17 protein-coding genes and 1 other RNA gene are annotated in these 18,930 nt (G+C 31.3%); 8 read left to right on the top strand and 10 right to left on the bottom strand.

Going from position 1 to position 18,930, the window contains the following annotated elements:
- Nucleotides 1-20 precede the first annotated feature (20 nt).
- The 10 genes from A9G36_RS01435 to recO all read right to left on the bottom strand — a co-directional run bounded on the left by A9G36_RS01435 (nucleotide 21) and on the right by recO (nucleotide 10,986).
- Nucleotides 21-734, bottom strand: coding sequence for a helix-turn-helix domain-containing protein (locus A9G36_RS01435; protein WP_065569182.1), 714 nt, complete (start codon nucleotides 732-734; stop codon nucleotides 21-23).
- A 1,992-nt stretch (nucleotides 735-2,726) separates the two neighbouring features.
- Nucleotides 2,727-2,822, bottom strand: an RNA gene (ffs, locus tag A9G36_RS01430) — signal recognition particle sRNA small type.
- Between the two features lie 139 nt (nucleotides 2,823-2,961).
- Nucleotides 2,962-3,255 carry an integration host factor subunit alpha gene (locus A9G36_RS01425; protein WP_034945619.1) on the bottom strand — a complete coding sequence of 98 codons (294 nt, stop codon included), beginning with the start codon at nucleotides 3,253-3,255 and terminating at the stop codon, nucleotides 2,962-2,964.
- A gap of 5 nt (nucleotides 3,256-3,260) precedes the next feature.
- Entirely contained in the window at nucleotides 3,261-5,648 is a 2,388-nt protein-coding gene (pheT, locus tag A9G36_RS01420) for a phenylalanine--tRNA ligase subunit beta (protein ID WP_065569282.1), read from the bottom strand.
- Nucleotides 5,649-5,664: 16 nt separating this feature from the next.
- The gene (gene pheS, locus A9G36_RS01415; RefSeq protein ID WP_065569281.1) at nucleotides 5,665-6,648 is read right to left on the bottom strand and encodes a phenylalanine--tRNA ligase subunit alpha; all 984 of its coding nucleotides are present in this window, start codon (nucleotides 6,646-6,648) and stop codon (nucleotides 5,665-5,667) included.
- Between the two features lie 209 nt (nucleotides 6,649-6,857).
- Entirely contained in the window at nucleotides 6,858-7,211 is a 354-nt protein-coding gene (gene rplT, locus A9G36_RS01410; protein WP_024496189.1) for a 50S ribosomal protein L20, read from the bottom strand.
- Between the two features lie 32 nt (nucleotides 7,212-7,243).
- The gene (rpmI, locus tag A9G36_RS01405) at nucleotides 7,244-7,441 is read right to left on the bottom strand and encodes a 50S ribosomal protein L35 (RefSeq protein WP_034945602.1); all 198 of its coding nucleotides are present in this window, start codon (nucleotides 7,439-7,441) and stop codon (nucleotides 7,244-7,246) included.
- A gap of 85 nt (nucleotides 7,442-7,526) precedes the next feature.
- Entirely contained in the window at nucleotides 7,527-8,066 is a 540-nt protein-coding gene (infC, locus tag A9G36_RS01400; protein WP_034945599.1) for a translation initiation factor IF-3, read from the bottom strand.
- Nucleotides 8,067-8,093: 27 nt separating this feature from the next.
- Nucleotides 8,094-10,019 (bottom strand): threonine--tRNA ligase, encoded by a 1,926-nt coding sequence (gene thrS / locus A9G36_RS01395; RefSeq protein ID WP_034945591.1) that lies wholly within the window; start codon nucleotides 10,017-10,019, stop codon nucleotides 8,094-8,096.
- A 274-nt stretch (nucleotides 10,020-10,293) separates the two neighbouring features.
- Nucleotides 10,294-10,986 carry a DNA repair protein RecO gene (gene recO, locus A9G36_RS01390; RefSeq protein WP_051825214.1) on the bottom strand — a complete coding sequence of 231 codons (693 nt, stop codon included), beginning with the start codon at nucleotides 10,984-10,986 and terminating at the stop codon, nucleotides 10,294-10,296.
- Nucleotides 10,987-11,146: 160 nt separating this feature from the next.
- On the opposite strand from recO, the gene A9G36_RS01385 reads away from it, so the two are divergent.
- The 8 genes from A9G36_RS01385 to A9G36_RS01350 all read left to right on the top strand — a co-directional run bounded on the left by A9G36_RS01385 (nucleotide 11,147) and on the right by A9G36_RS01350 (nucleotide 18,872).
- Complete coding sequence (locus tag A9G36_RS01385; protein WP_065569279.1) at nucleotides 11,147-12,772, top strand: Na+/H+ antiporter; 1,626 nt, start codon at nucleotides 11,147-11,149, stop codon at nucleotides 12,770-12,772.
- Between the two features lie 24 nt (nucleotides 12,773-12,796).
- Entirely contained in the window at nucleotides 12,797-13,282 is a 486-nt protein-coding gene (gene ubiT / locus A9G36_RS01380) for a ubiquinone anaerobic biosynthesis accessory factor UbiT (RefSeq protein WP_442902646.1), read from the top strand.
- Between the two features lie 631 nt (nucleotides 13,283-13,913).
- Nucleotides 13,914-15,347 carry an exodeoxyribonuclease I gene (gene sbcB / locus A9G36_RS01375; protein WP_065585303.1) on the top strand — a complete coding sequence of 478 codons (1,434 nt, stop codon included), beginning with the start codon at nucleotides 13,914-13,916 and terminating at the stop codon, nucleotides 15,345-15,347.
- Between the two features lie 97 nt (nucleotides 15,348-15,444).
- Nucleotides 15,445-15,894 carry a CidA/LrgA family protein gene (locus A9G36_RS01370; protein ID WP_051825209.1) on the top strand — a complete coding sequence of 150 codons (450 nt, stop codon included), beginning with the start codon at nucleotides 15,445-15,447 and terminating at the stop codon, nucleotides 15,892-15,894.
- Between the two features lie 2 nt (nucleotides 15,895-15,896).
- Nucleotides 15,897-16,586 carry a CidB/LrgB family autolysis modulator gene (locus A9G36_RS01365; protein WP_034945582.1) on the top strand — a complete coding sequence of 230 codons (690 nt, stop codon included), beginning with the start codon at nucleotides 15,897-15,899 and terminating at the stop codon, nucleotides 16,584-16,586.
- 1 nt (nucleotide 16,587) lies between these two features.
- Nucleotides 16,588-17,235, top strand: coding sequence for an ElyC/SanA/YdcF family protein (locus A9G36_RS01360; RefSeq protein ID WP_051825207.1), 648 nt, complete (start codon nucleotides 16,588-16,590; stop codon nucleotides 17,233-17,235).
- A 150-nt stretch (nucleotides 17,236-17,385) separates the two neighbouring features.
- A complete protein-coding gene (artP, locus tag A9G36_RS01355; protein ID WP_034945578.1) occupies nucleotides 17,386-18,114 on the top strand; it encodes an arginine ABC transporter ATP-binding protein ArtP in 729 nt (242 codons plus the stop codon).
- A 23-nt stretch (nucleotides 18,115-18,137) separates the two neighbouring features.
- Nucleotides 18,138-18,872, top strand: coding sequence for a transporter substrate-binding domain-containing protein (locus tag A9G36_RS01350; protein WP_065569276.1), 735 nt, complete (start codon nucleotides 18,138-18,140; stop codon nucleotides 18,870-18,872).
- The last annotated feature ends 58 nt before the right edge of the window (nucleotides 18,873-18,930 follow it).

Genomic DNA, 18,930 nt, shown 5'->3' with positions numbered 1-18,930 from the left:
CTATTCTAGCATATAAAAAATTAGTTACCTAAACTAATTAAGGCATTTAAATTTTTTATAAAAACATATCTTCCTTTTACTTCCAAAATATCTTGTTCTTGAAGTTTAGAAAATATTCGACTTACGGTTTCAATTGTTAACCCTAAATAATTTGCGATGTCGCTTCTGCTCATGGATAGCTTTATATTTGATGAGGAAAGCCCTCGATTTTGATAACGTTTATAAAGAGAATAAATGAAATAGGCTAGTCGTTCTTCCGCTTTTTTCTGTGAATAAAATAAAACTAGTTTTTGATAATTATAAATATCAGTACTTAATAATCTAAACACCATATTTCTAACACATTCCTTTGATTCGACTAATGCCATAAGTTCATTATATTTTAATTCACAAACCAAAGTATTTGTAAGTGCTTTAATATTGTTATTATATAACTTAGTAGAAATAGAATCTAATCCAACAATATCACCTGGCAAGTAAAATCCATTAATTTGTTCTTTATTATCCGGTGTCGTAACATAAGTTTTTACTGCTCCCGAATGAATAATATAGAGTTTAGTAAATTCAGTATTCTTGGTGACTAAAAGTTCATTTTTAGAATATGATTTTTTTCGTTCTAAAATCGTTTCTAAAGTATTATTCAACAACATCGGTAAGCATAAAGAACCAATGCTGCACAATTCGCAGGGAACTGAATAACTTTTTGATCTTAAATTCTTATTAATAGTTTGCATAGTAAATTAATCATTAGCCCAAGTTCAGGTCTAGCTAAAAGTAGTATATTCTAGAATAAACAACGATCAGCTAATTCATATTGTTTAAATTATTAATCAACAAAACGTTCAGTTAATTTAAATAAAAGAAAGTAAGAAATCGAAAACACAACAAAAGTAAATATAAATAATGAAAAGCACACTAGTTCTAGTTAATAATTATACACTAATGGTAATTAATATAATATCAATTGATTTGATTGACTATTATTATTAATTAAAATAATGTTACCAGATCTATAAGTTATTTCTGTTAAGTGTTATTGTCAATTCAAACTAAAAGCTGTAGTTTGTTATTTTAGATATAGATAAAAAGAATAAATATTTAAACTAATTAATGCACACTATATTTAACATAATATACATTATACGAACTATGATGAACGTAGGTGATTTCTGTAGATGCAACCAATAAAATTATTGGTGCCGCTAATTTAAAAATTTGTGGCTTTAGACACAAATTTTATATTTGGAAATCTGCAACTACTAGACTAAGCTTAGCTAAATTGTGACACTGCTTTATATCAATACTAATTTTTTATAATATTAATATATAATTCTGATTTAAATTACTTTTTATCAAAATTAAAAACTTGTGCCTACATTTATTTCTGTAGTATTTATTGAACTTATGATTTTAGAAATTTCACATCTAATCTATTATTATTTCACAATACTGAATTTTAATTAAAATCCAACCAATTTTATTAATTTAACGTTTATGATTAAAAATCAAACTTTAAATAAAAATATAATTAAATAAATCAAAATGTTAATGTGTAAATAATGTATATTATGTTAAATATAGTGTATGAATTTTTTATTAAAATTAAAGGAACGCCATGTTTTACTTTATCAATTTTATGAGCACTTTCGATTAATTCGATACAATGCTATTTATAAAATTCACAAGCTCTATAATTATAAAACATTAGCCAAATAACTTAGTTAATTATTTGGGTATATTGGGATTGGTTTGATTTCTGTTTTACGTTTTTTAGGTCTGTAATTTGCTAATCTTATAGTAGTTAAATTTTGGATAATATCTCGTCAAAAATGATTAAGTTTACTATTAGAAATAAAATAAACTTTAAATAAATTAATAGTAAAATCAGTTGGATAATATATAGTTCGCCCAAACTATCCCTATAGTTTTAAGTACTTTATCGAGATAATTGGCTAAATTAAATTTATCGTTAAGTTCTAGTTTATCGCAAACACCATCCTCACTTTTTGTAATTAACTTGTTTAGGAATTTCATTAGGATAAACACGGACAAATTAGTTAAAATTTATTCAACTTTATTAGCTAAAGCCAAAAATTCTCTTTTTATAAAGATCTTTAAAACATCTCATTGGCTAATATTTTTTCAGATCTAATATAATGATAGACGAATCAAAATACCAATATTGGGGCTACGTCCATTTACAAAATAGTCTGTAATATCTCGATGAAATGTTTTGTTAGAATTAGGTTTGAAAAGATATTCTGTGTTACCAATTGATGCAGCACATAAGTAGATTATTCAGATAAAATTTTATCTAATTTTTGACGATAAAAAGCAATGATATTCTTAACTTCACATAGCTCAAATCTTTATACCACTCTTCTATTTTAAAAGATCTTACTTCTACTTGAATAAAGCATATAAATTATTTAATTGATTATTATCTTTTTTGATAACAAGTGTTGTTCGTAAGTAACAATATTAAATCCTATGAAATACAAAGTTTAATATAATTTTTTAATACTTATCAAAATATATTTTTCTATAATTATCATAACTATATGATTGCCAAAATAAAGTATAACTACAATTCTTACATAAACCTATTTTTGTTTTATCAATTAGTATACTAGTAAAGTGATCATTATAATTTATTTCATTTGAGATAAATTCTCGGTTTGATTATTAATAAAAATAATTCTTGAAGGGAAACAATGTGGAGAAGACCCTATCAGCCACATCCCACACACATATTCTTTACTTTGGCTGCTTCCTTCCGGACCTGACCTAGTGAGCAAAAAAATGTTGCAAGAGGACCCATAGGATCTTCATTGAACGGATATATTATGCTTGAATTATAAAATAATTACAAATACTTTTTTAAAAATAAAATTAAACAGCCTTTTATGACTTTTACAAAAAAGGCTATTATTGATACAACAAAAATAATAAAAATTAGTATTAAATTACTAAATTATTTTCTATTCTTGCTCTAAATTTAATACCAGGTCTAAATGTAACAACTCTTCGAGCTGAAATATCTACACTTTCACCTGTTTTAGGGTTACGACCTGGACGTGAATTTTTATCACGAATGGCAAAATTACCAAATCCAGATAATTTAACAGGTTCCCCTTTTTCTAAAGCCACTCGAATCTCTTCAAAAAAAAGTTCAACAAGTACTTTAGCTTCTTGACGATCAATATTAAATTTATCGGTAAGACGATCTGCAATATCAGCTTTAGTTAATGTCATATTTGTTATTCTCTTAATAGGGCTTTAAAACGAATTTGTAAAGCAGAAATACATTTGCTTACAATGTCTGTTATATCTTGTTCTTCAAGTGTACGTGATTTATCTTGTAAAATCAAACTGATAGCAATACTTTTTTGATCTTCTTTAATATTATCACCCTGATAAACATCAAACAGGTTCACCTTTACTAGCTGCTCTCCACCAACACGTTTACACTCAGAAATAATATCTGCAGCTGGAATTGCATTTGAAACTACAATAGCAATATCACGTTTATTTGACGGATATTTCGATAAATCTTGAGCAACAGTTACTTTTTTACCACTAATTTTAGCTAAATTTATTTCAAAAACAAGCGTTTTACTATTTAAAGATAATTTTTTTTCAATTTCTGGATGTAACACCCCTAAATAACCAATAATTTCATTATTTTTGTGGATAGTTGCACTTTGCCCAGGATGTAAAATTGATAACTCAGATCTCTTAAACTGAACATCTTCTAAACAACCTAATAGTGAAAAAATAGATTCAATATCGCCTTTTAGATCATAAAAATCTACCTCCCTTTTAGGAAGCTCCCAATGTTCTTCATATAAATTTCCAGTAATAATACCAGATAACATAAATTCTTGAAGTACACCAAATTCAAATTTATCATCGGGTATAAAACGTAATCCAGTTTCAAACAAGCGAATTCGTGATTGCTGGCGATTTTGATTATATAAAACAGCGCCTACTAACCCCGACCATAATGATAAACGCATTACAGACATTTCACTTGAAATTGGATTAGTTAAATTAATGGCACGTTGCTCAGAATGAATTATATTTTGTATTTTAGGATCAACAAAACTATATGTTACAGCTTCTTGATAACCTTTATCAACCAATAAATTTTTCAATCGATCTAACGAGATTTCTCCTTCTGGTTTTGGTTTCATAATAGATTCAATTTTTAAAGTTGCGTTTGGAATATTGTTATATCCATAAATACGAGCAATTTCTTCAACCAAATCTTCTTCAATCTGCACATCAAAACGCCAACTTGGAACTTTGACTTGCCAAATATTATTCATATATTCAACTTTACAACCAAGTCGATTTAAAATATCAGTAATTTTTTGTGTTTCGATAACATGGCCAATAATACGATCTATTTTTTCACGACGTAATCGAATCGTTGCCTGTTTTGGCATTTCTTCTTGGGCTACTACTTCATTAATTGGACCAACTTCCCCACCACAAATTTCAATTATTAATTGAGTAGCTCGCTCCATAGCGGTAAGTTGTAAAGTTGGATCAACACCTCGTTCATATCGATGTGAAGCATCAGTGTGTAAACCATATTCACGAGCTTTACCTGCAATAGCCAACGGAGCAAAAAAAGCTGATTCTAGGAATATATCTTTGGTAGAATTACTAACTCCAGATTTATCTCCTCCCATAATGCCCGCTAGAGCTAATGCTTTATGATGATCGGCAATAACTAAGGTTTTATCATTCAATTTAATTTCATTGCCATTCAGTAATGTTATTTTTTCGTCTTGTTGAGCATAACGAATAACTATACCTTTTTCAATTTTAGCTAAGTCAAATGCATGCATTGGATGGCCTAGTTCTAGTAATACATAATTAGTTATATCAACTACTGTATCAATTGAACGAATCCCCCCTCGACGAAGCTTTTCTTTCATCCATAATGGTGTAATTGCATTAGTATTAATATTTTTAATTATTCGCCCTATATAATGAGGAGCAGCTTTGGGTGCTTCAATTTGGATTGGAATGGTATCAGTAATTTTTACTGGTATGTTTGCAATATTAAGTTCCTTTGTTGGAATATTGTTAACAGCAGAAATATCTCTAGCAATACCAACAATACCAAAACAATCGGCTCGATTAGGAGTTACACTAATGTCAATAATGACATCGTTTAGATTTAAATACTCGCGTATATCTTGTCCCAAAGGCGCATCATTTGGTAATTCAATAATGCCATTATGTTCATCAGGAATCCCGAGCTCTGAATAGGAACACAACATGCCTTCTGAGGGTTCTCCTCGTAACTTAGCTGATTTAATTTTAAAGTTGCCTGGTAATATTGCACCTACAGTAGCACATGCAACCATCAAACCTTGTCGGCAGTTTGCTGCACCGCACACGATATCAAGTAATTCTGATTTACCAATATCAACTTTTGTTACACGAAGTTTATCTGCATTTGGGTGTGGCATACATTCCACAACTTTACCAACAACAACACCAGTAAAATCACCTGCTACTTTTTCAATACTATCAACTTCTAAACCAGCCATTGTTAATTGATCGGCTAACATTTCGCTACTAATTTCTGGATTGATCCATTCACGTAGCCAACTTTCACTAAATTTCATGTTTTGATCTCCAGAATTAATTAAATTGCTTTAAAAAACGTAAATCGTTTTCAAAAAAAGAACGTAAATCAGTGACACCGTAACGTAGCATAGTTAATCGCTCTATACCCATACCAAAAGCAAAGCCACTATAAACTTCAGGATTAATACCCACATTACGTAATACATTAGGATGAACCATTCCACAGCCTAATACTTCTAACCATTTACCATTTTTAGCTTTAATATCCACTTCAGCTGAAGGTTCTGTAAATGGAAAATATCCTGGTCTAAAACGTATTTCCATATTTTCTTCAAAAAAACATTGCAGAAAATTATGTAGTAATCCTTTTAAATGCGTAAAACTAATATCTTTGTCAATCAACAAACCTTCCATTTGATGGAACATCGGTGTGTGAGTTTGATCATAATCATTACGATAAGTTCTACCTGGTGCAATTATTCGAATCGGTGGTTTTTGATTTTCCATAGTACGAATTTGCACAGTTGAAGTTTGTGTTCTTAACAATCGTTTTGTATCAAACCAAAAGGTATCATGCTCAGCACGAGCAGGGTGATGAGCAGGAATATTCAATGCATCGAAATTATGGTAATCATCTTCAATTTCAGGACCTGTTTCAACAACAAAGCCTAGTTCACAAAATAAATCAGTTAACCGATTAATTGTTTTTGTTACTGGATGTAGCCCTCCTAATTCAAGTGATTTACCTGGCAATGTAATATCAATTGTTTCATTAGCTAATTTAACATTAAGAGCCTGGCGCTCTAAAAAATTGCGCTTTTGATTTAATATCTCAATAACCTCTTGCTTTGCGTCATTAATTTTTTGACCAACAGCTGGGCGCTCATCGGCAGGAACATTACGTAATGAAGCCATTTGCATTGTAAAATGACCTTTTTTACCAAAATATTCCACGCGAATCTGTTCGATCATATTAGTATCATTAGTACTTTCAATAGCGGATTTGGCATTATTTACTAGTTCAACTAGTTGAGACATTGGTTCTCTCCTGCTTATTATTCATCATATAAAAAAAGCCTCTTCTGAGGCTTTTATAATTATTTTTCGTTTTTCATTTGCCTCATGAGTAAAGTTTTCATTAAGTCAAAAAAGAAACAAAAAATAACTAACTTCATAATTAATTTACTTTTTAAAATATTAATTACTAAGATGACAAAAGCCGAGATAACTCGGCTTTTATGAAAACATTATAATGCCGCTTTTGCTTTTTCAACTAATGCAGCAAATGCATTTTTGTCAAATACAGCAATATCAGCTAAGATCTTACGATCAATTTCAATTGATGCTTTCTTTAACCCATTGATAAATCGGCTATAAGAAAGACCGCATTGACGAGCTGCAGCATTAATACGAACAATCCATAATTGACGGAATTGACGTTTGCGTTGGCGACGATCGCGATAAGCATATTGTCCAGCTTTGATTACAGCTTGAAAAGCAACACGATATACACGTGAACGAGCACCATAATAGCCTTTTGCTTGTTTTAAAATTTTCTTGTGACGTGCACGAGCAATAACACCACGTTTAACACGAGCCATAAACTATATCCTCTAAATAATTAACCAATGAATTAAGCGTATGGAACACACGCAGTAACTAAACCTAAATCGCCTTTTGACACAGTTGTCAAACCACGTAAATGACGTTTACGTTTGGTTGATTTTTTAGTTAAGATATGGCTCTTGTTAGCTTGCTTATGCTTAAAGCCACCAGAAGCTGTTTTTTTAAAGCGCTTTGCTGCGCCTTTTACAGTTTTAATTTTAGGCATTTTATTAATTTCCACTTCGCATTGTTAATAAAAATAAAATAATGGTGTAAATTTTAGTAAATTAAAAATTAGCTTGTAAAAACCATTATTTCTTCTTCGGCGCAAGAACCATTATCATTTGACGACCTTCGATCTTAGTTGGATAAGATTCAATGATAGCCAAATCTGCTAAGTCCTCTTTAATGCGATCAAGCATTTCAGAACCTAGCTGCTGGTGAGCCATTTCACGACCACGAAAACGTAACGTGACTTTAGCTTTATCGCCATCTTCAAGAAAGCGAATCAGGCTGCGGAGTTTTACCTGATAATCGCCTTCGTCTGTACCAGGTCGGAATTTAATTTCCTTAACCTGAACAATCTTTTGCTTTTTCTTCTGCTCTTTTGTTGCTTTACTCTTTTCGTAGAGGAATTTGCCATAATCCATAATTCGACAAACAGGTGGCTCTGCATTAGGGCTTATTTCAACTAAATCAAGAGTTGCTTCTTCCGCTTGTTTTAAAGCTTCGTCTAAGCTTACAATACCGAGCTGCTCACCATCGACGCCGGTTAACCTCACCTCGCGTGCAGTAATTTCATCGTTAATTTTATGCGCGCGTGTTGACTGAATTCGTTTACTGACTTTAATATCTCATTCCTCCAAATTAATTTATCATTAATTCATTTGTTCTAATGAACGACTATGAATTTCGTTAAGCAACAATTCTATAACATGTTTCACTTCAAAGCTACCAAGATCTTTACCTTGGCGAGTTCGAACTGAAATAGTGTCCGATTCCATTTCTTTATCTCCACAGACAAACATATATGGAACACGTTTCAATGTATGCTCACGAATTTTAAACCCAATTTTCTCATTTCTCAAGTCCGCTTTTGCTCTAATACCAACTTTTTGTAATTGTTCGGATAATTGTTTGGCATATTCGGCTTGATTATCAGTAATATTGATCACAACAACTTGTAGCGGGGAAAGCCATGTAGGGAAAAAACCAGCACAGTTTTCAGTTAATATACCCATAAAACGTTCCATTGACCCTAAAATAGCTCGGTGAATCATAACCGGAATATGACGTTCATTATCTTCGCCAACATAAGTCGCATCCAAACGCTCTGGTAGCATAAAGTCGAGCTGGACTGTACCACATTGCCATGCACGGCCTAAACAGTCATGTAATGTAAACTCAATTTTTGGTCCATAAAAGGCACCTTCACCGGGTAGATATTCAAATTCAATACCATTTTCAGTTAAACATTCAGCTAAATCTTTTTCAGCTAAATCCCAAGTCTCATCTTTACCAATACGTTTTTCTGGACGAGTTGATAATTTAACGGTAATGTTGGTAAATCCAAAAGTACTATAAGTATCGTAAACCATTTTGATACAGCTATTTACTTCACTGCGAATTTGTTCTTCAGTACAAAAGATATGCGCATCATCTTGTGTGAAGCCACGAACACGCATTAAACCATGCAGAGAGCCTGATGGTTCATTACGGTGGCAACTACCAAACTCAGCCATACGTAACGGTAAATCACGATAAGATTTTAACCCTTGATTAAAAATCTGTACGTGTCCTGGGCAGTTCATTGGTTTAATACAATATTCGCGGTTTTCTGAGGATGTTACAAACATTAACTCTTTGTAATTACCCCAATGCCCTGTTTTTTCCCACAAAATACGATCCATCATAAATGGACCTTTTACTTCTTGGTAATTATATTCTTTTAATTTAGTACGAACAAAAACCTCAAGTTCACGGAAAATAATCCAACCATCATTATGCCAAAACACCATACCAGGTGCTTCTTCTTGCATATGATAAAGATCAAGTTGTTTACCAATTTTACGATGATCTCGTTTAGCCGCTTCTTCTAAAAATTGTAAATAGCTATCAAGTTGTTTTTTTTCTGCCCATGCAGTTCCATAAATACGTTGTAACATTTTATTATCACTATTACCACGCCAATAAGCGCCAGCTACTTTTTGTAATTTAAAATGATGGCAAAAACGCATATTAGGTACATGTGGTCCACGACACATATCAATATATTCTTCGTGATGATAAAGTGCTGGTTTTGAATCTTTTGGAATATTTTCATCTAAGATAGCAATTTTATAAGGTTCATGCCGCTTCCAAAAGACTTCTCTAGCACGCTCCCAACTAACCACTTCTTTTTTTACTTCATAATCTTTTTTAGCCAACTCATGCATGCGTTTTTCTAGTGCATCAATGTCTTCCTGAGTTAAAGAGTGATCTAAATCAACATCATAATAAAAGCCATTATCAATTGTTGGACCAATAGCCATTTGTGTATTAGGCCATAGTTGTTTAATTGCATGACCCAATAAATGTGCACAAGAATGACGAATAATTTCGAGTCCATCTTCATCTTTGGCTGTAATGATGGCTAATGTTGCATCTTGTTCAATGACATCACAGGCATCTTTACGTTCACCATTTACACGCCCAGCTATACAAGCCTTAGCAAGCCCAGCTCCAATACTTTGAGCTACTTCTAAAACAGTAACTGGTTTATCGAATTGACGTTGGCTTCCGTCAGGAAGAGTAATAATTGGCATAATAAATCCTTATAACAGTGGTGCACCACAAGAAAGCGCACATGCGCACATAAAAAATAGATCGCGTATATTACCACTTATTATAAGGATTTTAAATAATGCTCATGCTACGTCTTCTTTATTTTCTATCTTTTTAATTAAAATAAATAGAAATATTAACCATAATCTTTTAATGCACATAATTAAAATACGATTATTACTCTACTTATTAATTACATCATAAATATTTCGATCAATACTGAAATTAAATTTAATATTTACGAGTTAAAAAATTTCATATCTTTAAAAATAACTCCCTACTTTTAAATGGTTTTGAACCTACATAAGGCTTTAAAGCCATTCTAGTAAATCGTTTAGCAGCTTTAAGTGTGTCTTTATTATTAAAGTCACGCTTTCCCAAAGCTAAAATTTGTTCACCAGTAAAACTAGAGCTATTTTGTAGTAAACTACTCATAAACCCTTTTTCTATTTGATATTGATAACTCATAGTGCTAACAATATCTTCGCCTGTGTAACCACAATGAAAAAAATCTACGTGATATCCCAAATTTTCTAATAAAGTTAATTCAAAACAGCGTAATACATTTTCAGCAGGTACTTGCCTAGCCAATTTTTGCAAGCTATCTAAATAATTATCAAAAAGTGTGGACATCTCTGTTTCGGCAATTAAAACACGATGTAACAATTCATTCAAATAAAAAGCACTGTATAAATAAACAGAAGCAAGAGGTAAAGCAAGTGACATCGCTTCAACTTGGCGTAATATTTTTATTTCACCTTGACCAGAATATTGCACAACAAGAGGTGTAAAAGGTTGTAAAACCCCTTTTAATGCAGATCGTTTTCGTCTAGCTCCTTTGGCTAAAACTGTTATTTTTCCTGCATTTTCAACAAATAGATCAACTAATAAACTGCTTTCACTGTAAGCTCGAGTATGTAATGTAAATGCCCTTTTCCAGCTTTCCATTTTAGATGCCTTTTTGATTACAAAATTATTATTTTTAATAAAAAGATTACTTGATTAAAAAATGAATGATTTTTTAAATTTTCTTCTGAAATTAACCTAAATTTCCGATATAATCAATGGCTAATTATTAATATGATTATAGGATAACTAAAAGAAAACTATGGAACTTTTCTCAACGATATTACTCCTTGTTTTAATTGTATCACTTTCTGGTGTCGTTATAAAAATGCTACCGTTTCAAATTCCATTACCACTTATGCAAATACTATTGGGTTGTACGTTAGCTGCTTTCGGCATATATGTAAAATTTGATCCAGAATTATTTCTTGTTTTATTTATACCTCCTTTACTTTTTGCCGATGGACGCAAAACATCAGTAAAAGATTTTGTTTATAACGTAAGAGAAATTGTTGGATTAGCACTTGTTTTGGTAGTGATTTCGATTATTGCGTTAGGTTATTTTTTACATTGGATATTGCCAAATGTTCAATTAGCAGCAGCTTTAGCTCTCGCTGCAGTATTATCTCCAACCGATGCTGTTGCCTTAAGTGGTATTGTAGGAAAAGGACGCATAGAAAAAGAAAAAATGGAAATTATTGAAGGTGAAGCTTTAATGAATGATGCTTCTGGCTTAGTATCATTAAAATTTGCAATTGCCATAGCGGCAGGATTGTTACAATTTGATTTACTAAGAATTAGTTTAACATTCTTTGGAGTTGCAATTGGGGGGCTTGCTATTGGTGTTTTGTTTACATGGTTATATGCACGTATATTACGTAAAATAAATAAACTTACGCATAATGATCCTGCAATTCAAATTGTCTTATTATTCTTACTTCCATTTGCGACTTACATAATTGCTGAAGAATGCCACTGTTCTGGTATTTTAGCCGCAGTGAGTGCTGGTATGACTGTCAACCATTCAAATATGATGAGAAATGCACCTTTAACTGCACGTTTACAGTCAGATAGCACATGGTCCATGTTAACCTTTGTATTTAATGGATTTGTATTTGTTTTATTAGGTATTCAGCTACCAAGTATTTTTAATAATACTTTCGCTGAAAATCAAACAGATTCATCGATTGAAGTTTGGCAGTTGTGTCTTATTGTCTTATTTGTTTTTATTGTATTAATGGGCACAAGATTTGCTTGGTTATGGGCAATGAAACATATGCCTACCATGCCATTAGGTACTAAACGACCACTTGCTTTTAGATCCTATTCAACTAGAGATCTATGGATTTCGACCTTTGCTGGTGTTCGTGGAGCAATTACACTTGCGGGTGTTTTATCTATCCCGATGACAATCAGTGGGCGATACCAGCTTGTTTTTATTGCAACCGGTATTATTTTAATTTCTTTAGTTACAGCAGTAATCGTATTACCTATATTATTACGTGGTAGTGTTATTTTAGATAATTCTGCGCAAGAAAATGAAATTCTAACGGTCAAAGGTCAGATGGCTGAAGAAGCAATTGTCAGTTTAGAAAAAATGCAAGGTAATTTACTTCAAGAAACAACAGATTCTGGCTTAGATCAAGAAATTATACATGAGGTTGGATCGCGTGTTATAGGATCACTAAGACGACGAACAGGCCTTAAAGATTTGGAACAAAAATCGCTAGAAGCTGAAAATCTTGAACGACGTATGCGTTTAGTTGCAATTGGCGCTGAACGTACAGCATTACTACAAATGAAAATTCGTAGCGAAGTCAGCGAAGAAACTTTTGAGCATTTAAATAATGATTTAGATATTTACGAAAAAATGATATCTGGAGATTAATAAATGGTAGCAAATAAACAACACATTTTAGCTAAAGCCCATGCTCGGTTTGTTGACAAAGCCCCTGAAGTTTTGGGGCTAGCTTTACAGTGTATTCCATTCAATTTAAAAAAATATGCAATAGAGCAATTACTGCAACTACAATTTAAAAATTCACTGCAAGACGGTGAGCTTGATTTTTTAGAAAACCGATGGCTAAAAATTCAAGTTACCGACCTAGAACTTGTTTGGTTTGTAAGTTTGATTAATAATAAACTGGTCGTAAGTCGAGAAGAACTCGCTGATGTGAGTTTTATTGGTAATGCTAATGATTTGATAATGATTGCAACGAGACGACAAGACCCTGATACACTATTTTTTCAACGTCGTTTAATTGTTGAAGGTGATACTGAACTAGGTCTCTATGTTAAAAATTTAATGGACTCAATTGAAATTGATTCAATGCCTAAGATTTTAAGAATAACACTTGAAAAATTAGCTAATATCATTGAAAGTACACCGACAAATTAAATTTTCTAAAATCATATTTTTCATATCTCTTCTTAAGTAAGGGAATTTAGCAGTTATTGATAACAACGTTCCCTTTAATTCTTATTATTATCCATTTTTAATAATTATATCAAAATGATAATAAATAGTTTTAATCAATTCACCTATTTAATTACCTTTTCTTTACTACACAACTTGTCCCCCGTATTATTATCCAATAAATTTAATTTTTCCATTAGAATGTATCTTCAATTTTTTTAGATGCTCCCATATAGTGAAAGCTTGCTTTTCGAATTTTAATATGTATTTATTACGTAAATCAACCTTTGACCATATTCCTAATCTCCAAAAATAATAGGTATATCATTAGTTAATGATTTCATAAGAGCAATCAACATACTTATATTCAAATTTATAAAGATAACTCAATAATTGTTTTTTTCATGTTAGCTACATCAAATTAGAGTTTACATCCACAAATAATTACTACAGCGTCTGATTTGATATAATATTTAATATATTATTTATATTCTGATATAATAGCTCCCCAAAATTATTGGTATTTATTTAAAGATTATCTAAAATAGATATTGTATTTAATGTTCTTTAATAAGACAAAATCTATACATTTCAATAAAAAAACAATGAATTAATGAAAATTAACACAAAGCAATTCACTTTCTATTTCCATGATTATGAAACCTTTGGCATCAATCCAGCTTTAGATAGGCCAGCTCAATTTGCTGGAGTTCGGACTGATGAAGATTTTAATATTATTGAAGAACCGTTGGTTATATATTGTTCACAAGCTCAAGATTACTTACCAAATCCTGAAGCAGTATTAATTACAGGAATTACTCCCCAGAAAGTGAACCCAAAAGGTCTTTGTGAAGCGGAATTTACTCGTTTAATCCATCAAGCATTTAGTGTGCCCAATACGTGTATTTTAGGTTACAACAATATTCGCTTTGACGATGAAGTAACAAGAAATATTTTATATCGTAATTTTTATGATCCTTATGCTTATAGTTGGAAAAATGGAAATTCCAGATGGGATCTTCTCGATGTGGTTCGAGCTTGTTATGCACTTAGACCAGAAGGAATTAATTGGCCAATAAATGATGAAGGTCTACCAAGCTTTCGTTTAGAGCATTTATCAAAGGTGAATAACATTGAGCATGAACATGCACATGATGCAATGTCAGATGTCTATGCAACTATTGCAATAGCTAAATTAATAAAAGAAAAACAACCTAAACTTTTCAATTATTTTTTTACATTACGAAATAAAAATAAAGTTGCAGAACTTATTGATATCGTTAACATGACACCTATTATTCATATATCGGGCATGCTCGGTAACTATCGTGGCAATATGTCATTAGTTTGCCCTATTGCTTGGCATCCATTACAAAATAACGCTGTGATTGTGTGTGACTTAATGGGTGATATTGATTCAATTATTGATTTACCTGTAGAAAAGATTAAAGAAAAGCTCTATACAAAAACACAAGATCTTGAGCTTAATGAATCACGCATTCCTTTAAAGTTAATTCATATTAATAAATGCCCTATCGTAGCCCCAATAAAAACATTATTATCACAAAATGCAAAAAGATTTAATATTGATGTAAATCTCTGTTTAATCAAGCAACAAAAATTATTTCAGTATCAAAAAATACTACAAAATAAAATGACAGAATTATTTGCAATAAATGAAAATTATTCTACTCATCCTGATGTCGATGCCCAAATATATAATGGCTTTTTAAATAAACAAGATAGCCTACGTTGCGAAACTATACGAACAACACCTGCTAATTTGTTAGATACTTTATCATTAACATTTGATGATTCTCGTTTAGCCCCTTTATTTTTCAAATACAAAGCTAGAAATTATCCACAATCACTAACAGAACAAGAACAAATAATCTGGCTAGATTATTGTCGTGATAAGCTTAATACATTAAAAATACAAGATTATTTATTAACATTAGAGCAACTTGCTGAAAACTATATTCAGCACCCCAAAAAACTAGCTATAATTAAACAACTTTATAATTATTGTCTTTATTTAATTGGATAATTAATTTTAGCAGGCGTATGATATAGATAAGTATATTTCATCCTAATAATAGGTATAATCATCATAATTAAAAATTAAGGTGATTAGCATTTATATTATGAAACATTTTTTAGCTAAGCATGCCACAATTAAACATCGACTATATTCTTTATACTATACTATTTTTAGTTATGGTCGAGGTCTTCTAGTTTTAACTCTTTGTTTATGGATAGGTAATATAATCTCTAAATTATTACCAATAATAATTCCAGATAGTATTATTGGATTGTTAATTTTATTTTTTTTACTGGCTTTTCAATTAATCCCCACTTGTTGGATAAAAAATAGTTGTAATCTTTTTATGCGCTATATGACATTACTTTTTGTTCCTGCAGCAATGGGTATTATGGAAAATTATTCACTTTTATTAGAAAATTGGGTACCAATTATATTTGGCAGTGTTGGCAGTACTCTAATCGTGCTGCTTTTTACTGCTTTTTTAACAGAACATTTTCATAAAACAGTAAATCAAGATCCAACTGTATCACTAAAAAATGAGGATAATTAGCCATGATATGGATGCTGCCATTAACGCTTTGTGTTTTTCTCATTGTTCGAAAAATATCGTTTAAAATAAAAAATCCATTATTTAATCCGCTAGTAGTGACTGTTATTGTTTTAATCCCAATATTACTAATAACCAAAACAAATTACACTCAATATGTTAATAACGTGCAAATTATTAATTATTTGTTACCTTATTCTGTTGTAGCCCTTGCCTACCCTTTATATGAACTTATTCCACAAATTAAGGCTAGATGGAAATCAATAATGATTATTACTTTCACTGCTTCACTTGCATCCATGATAACGGGAGTTTGCATTGTATTTTGGCTTGGTGGAAATAAAGAAATTGCCGCATCAGTATTACCAAAATCAGTTACTACAGCTATTGCGGTAACAATTGCAAATAACCAAGATGGAGTTCCATCAATAGCTGCATTATGCGTGATATTGGTTGGAACATTGGGTGCTATATTTGGGCACCAGATATTAAATTTAATAAAAATAAAATCAGCACCAGCAAGAGGATTATCAATAGGTGCGGTATCGCATGCTGTCGGCACAGCTCGTTGTATTGAAATTGATTATAATGAAGGAGCTTACAGTTCTTTATCATTAGTCTTATGCGGTATCATGACTTCATTGACAGCACCATTTTTATTTCCAATGATAGTATTTCTTTTCGATTGGTTTTAACATGAAATTAAAAAGATTTATAACTTATTTTGTCATTTTTTGTTTGATTTCTATAGCTTCAATTATTGGCCTTGATCTATGGATTAGTTATAAAACTGCGCCTTTAATTTATCATGATGAAAATAAGTTACCTTATCGAGCAGTCGGAGTTGTTCTCGGTACCTCAAAATATGTACGGGGTGGAGGTATTAATGGTTTTTACCGCAATCGCATTGATGGGGCTATTGATCTCTATTGGCAAGGTAAAGTAGATTATCTATTATTAAGTGGTGATAATGCACTTTTGAGCTATAATGAACCTATTACAATGCAAAAGGATTTAATTAAAGCAGGAATACCCCGTGAAGCAATAGTATTAGATTACGCAGGATTCAGGACCTTTGATTCAGTAGTTCGTGCAAACAAAGTTTTTGATGCAAATGATTTTACGATTATTACTCAGGAATTTCATTGTGAACGAGCCATATTTATTGCACTCGCCCAAAATATCCAAGCTCAATGTTTTGCTGTACCAGCACCAAGAAGTATGAAATTAGTGCGAATAAGAGAAATGTTTGCTCGTGTTAGTGCTTTTATCGATCTCTATATTCTTAATAAAAAACCCAAATATCTTGGTCCGGTTATTCCAATTATCTCAGATGAACATTAATAAATTTTATATTTAGATTAATATAATTAAGCTGATACCTTTTTAGTATATTTATTAAACTGAGAGTAATTAGTCTAATATTTTAGATTGCATTTTTATGCAAAAAAAAGTAATATTTAGTCAATTTTTTTAATTTAAGTAAAATGAACAATGAATATTGAATTAAACCATATTAACTGCTTTTATGGTAAACATCAGGCATTAAATGATGTTTCACTCTGCTATCCACTGGGTGAAACAATTGTATTACTAGGCCAAAGTGGAGCAGGCAAAAGTTCTTTATTAAAAGTATTTAACTTACTTGAAATTCCAACATCAGGAAACATGACTATTGCTAACTCATATTTTGATTTTTCTAAAAAAATTAATGAATCAACGGTTAGATTATTAAGAAAACATGTAGGTATGGTTTTTCAAAATTATAATTTGTGGCCGCACTTAACCGTGCTAGAAAATTTGATCGAAGCACCTTGCCAAGTATTAAAATTATCAAAAAAAGAAGCAAGTGATAAAGCAATGGCTATATTAGAAAGACTACAAATTAATGATATGGTCCATCGTTATCCCCTTCACCTATCTGGTGGACAACAGCAACGTGTTGCAATAGCTAGGGCATTAATGATGGAACCTCAAATCTTATTATTTGATGAGCCAACGGCGGCATTAGATCCAGCTATTACTTCACAAGTTGCTGAAATTATTAATGAACTGTCACAGACAGGTATTACACAAATTATAGTTACTCATGAAGTTGATTTTGCTCGTAAAGTTGCTTCACAAGTAATTTATATGGAACAAGGTAAAATTATAGAGCAAGGACAACTTGAATGTTTTGCTCATCCTAAAACTGAAAAATTTAAATCTTATTTGTCACATTAATTAAAATAAAATTAGGTGGATATATGAAAAAAATATTACTTGCTATTTTTTTTGCAGGAACAGCCTTTGTTACTCAAGCTACAGAGACTTTAACCATCGGCACAGAAGCAACTTATGCTCCTTTTGAATTTACGAATGAAAAAAATGAAATTGTTGGATTCGATATTGATGTGATTAATAAAATTTGTGACGAAATCAAAGCCTCTTGCAAAATTGTTAATCAATCTTTTGACGGCTTAATTCCAAGCTTAAAAACACGCCGAATCGATGCAGCAATAGCAGGAATTGATGTGACTCTTGAACGTCAAAAACAAGTTGATTTCACTAAAATTTATTATGATGATAGTTCGATCCAGTTTATTACCTTAAAAGATACATTAACTAATCTTGAACAAATAAAAGGTAAACGCATTGGTATTCAAAAAGGAACAACTTATCCAAAATATCTAAGTGAAAAATACCCTGATGTTAAACAAGTCAGTTACGATAGTTATCAATTTGCTTTTTTAGATTTAAAAGCAAAACGAATTGATGCGATCGTATCAAGTTCAATTGTTGCTGGTGAATGGCTAGATAAGGAGGCTGATATTGTACCACTAGCAGATAAAATCACCGATCACGAATTTTTTGGCGAAGGTTTAGGTATAGCAGTACGTAAAGGTAATGATCAATTATTAAATCAATTTAACCAAGCTCTTGATAGACTAAAAGCAAATGGTGAATTAGACGCCATTTATAAAAAATGGTTTAACAAATAGCCATTAAATAGTAAAAATCGACGTCATTATGATCTCGCCACACATTTTGTGGCGAGTT

Origin of the sequence: Gilliamella sp. Choc6-1 (genome assembly GCF_001690385.1) — a bacterium.
GTDB classification, from domain to species: Bacteria; Pseudomonadota; Gammaproteobacteria; order Enterobacterales; family Orbaceae; genus Gilliamella; species Gilliamella apicola_A.
Note: the sequence above shows the minus strand (reverse complement) of the source record. Positions and strands in the feature narration are given on the sequence as shown.

What these genes read in the sequence shown, in the direction of transcription:
- A9G36_RS01435 (WP_065569182.1), bottom strand. Translation starts at nt 734, where the DNA reads ATGCAAACTATTAATAAGAATTTAAGATCAAAAAGTTATTCAGTTCCC.
- A9G36_RS01425 (WP_034945619.1), bottom strand. Translation starts at nt 3,255, where the DNA reads ATGACATTAACTAAAGCTGATATTGCAGATCGTCTTACCGATAAATTT.
- pheT (WP_065569282.1), bottom strand. Translation starts at nt 5,648, where the DNA reads ATGAAATTTAGTGAAAGTTGGCTACGTGAATGGATCAATCCAGAAATT.
- pheS (WP_065569281.1), bottom strand. Translation starts at nt 6,648, where the DNA reads ATGTCTCAACTAGTTGAACTAGTAAATAATGCCAAATCCGCTATTGAA.
- rplT (WP_024496189.1), bottom strand. Translation starts at nt 7,211, where the DNA reads ATGGCTCGTGTTAAACGTGGTGTTATTGCTCGTGCACGTCACAAGAAA.
- rpmI (WP_034945602.1), bottom strand. Translation starts at nt 7,441, where the DNA reads ATGCCTAAAATTAAAACTGTAAAAGGCGCAGCAAAGCGCTTTAAAAAA.
- thrS (WP_034945591.1), bottom strand. Translation starts at nt 10,019, where the DNA reads ATGCCAATTATTACTCTTCCTGACGGAAGCCAACGTCAATTCGATAAA.
- recO (WP_051825214.1), bottom strand. Translation starts at nt 10,986, where the DNA reads ATGGAAAGCTGGAAAAGGGCATTTACATTACATACTCGAGCTTACAGT.
- A9G36_RS01385 (WP_065569279.1), top strand. Translation starts at nt 11,147, where the DNA reads ATGGAACTTTTCTCAACGATATTACTCCTTGTTTTAATTGTATCACTT.
- sbcB (WP_065585303.1), top strand. Translation starts at nt 13,914, where the DNA reads ATGAAAATTAACACAAAGCAATTCACTTTCTATTTCCATGATTATGAA.
- A9G36_RS01370 (WP_051825209.1), top strand. Translation starts at nt 15,445, where the DNA reads ATGAAACATTTTTTAGCTAAGCATGCCACAATTAAACATCGACTATAT.
- A9G36_RS01365 (WP_034945582.1), top strand. Translation starts at nt 15,897, where the DNA reads ATGATATGGATGCTGCCATTAACGCTTTGTGTTTTTCTCATTGTTCGA.
- A9G36_RS01360 (WP_051825207.1), top strand. Translation starts at nt 16,588, where the DNA reads ATGAAATTAAAAAGATTTATAACTTATTTTGTCATTTTTTGTTTGATT.
- artP (WP_034945578.1), top strand. Translation starts at nt 17,386, where the DNA reads ATGAATATTGAATTAAACCATATTAACTGCTTTTATGGTAAACATCAG.
- A9G36_RS01350 (WP_065569276.1), top strand. Translation starts at nt 18,138, where the DNA reads ATGAAAAAAATATTACTTGCTATTTTTTTTGCAGGAACAGCCTTTGTT.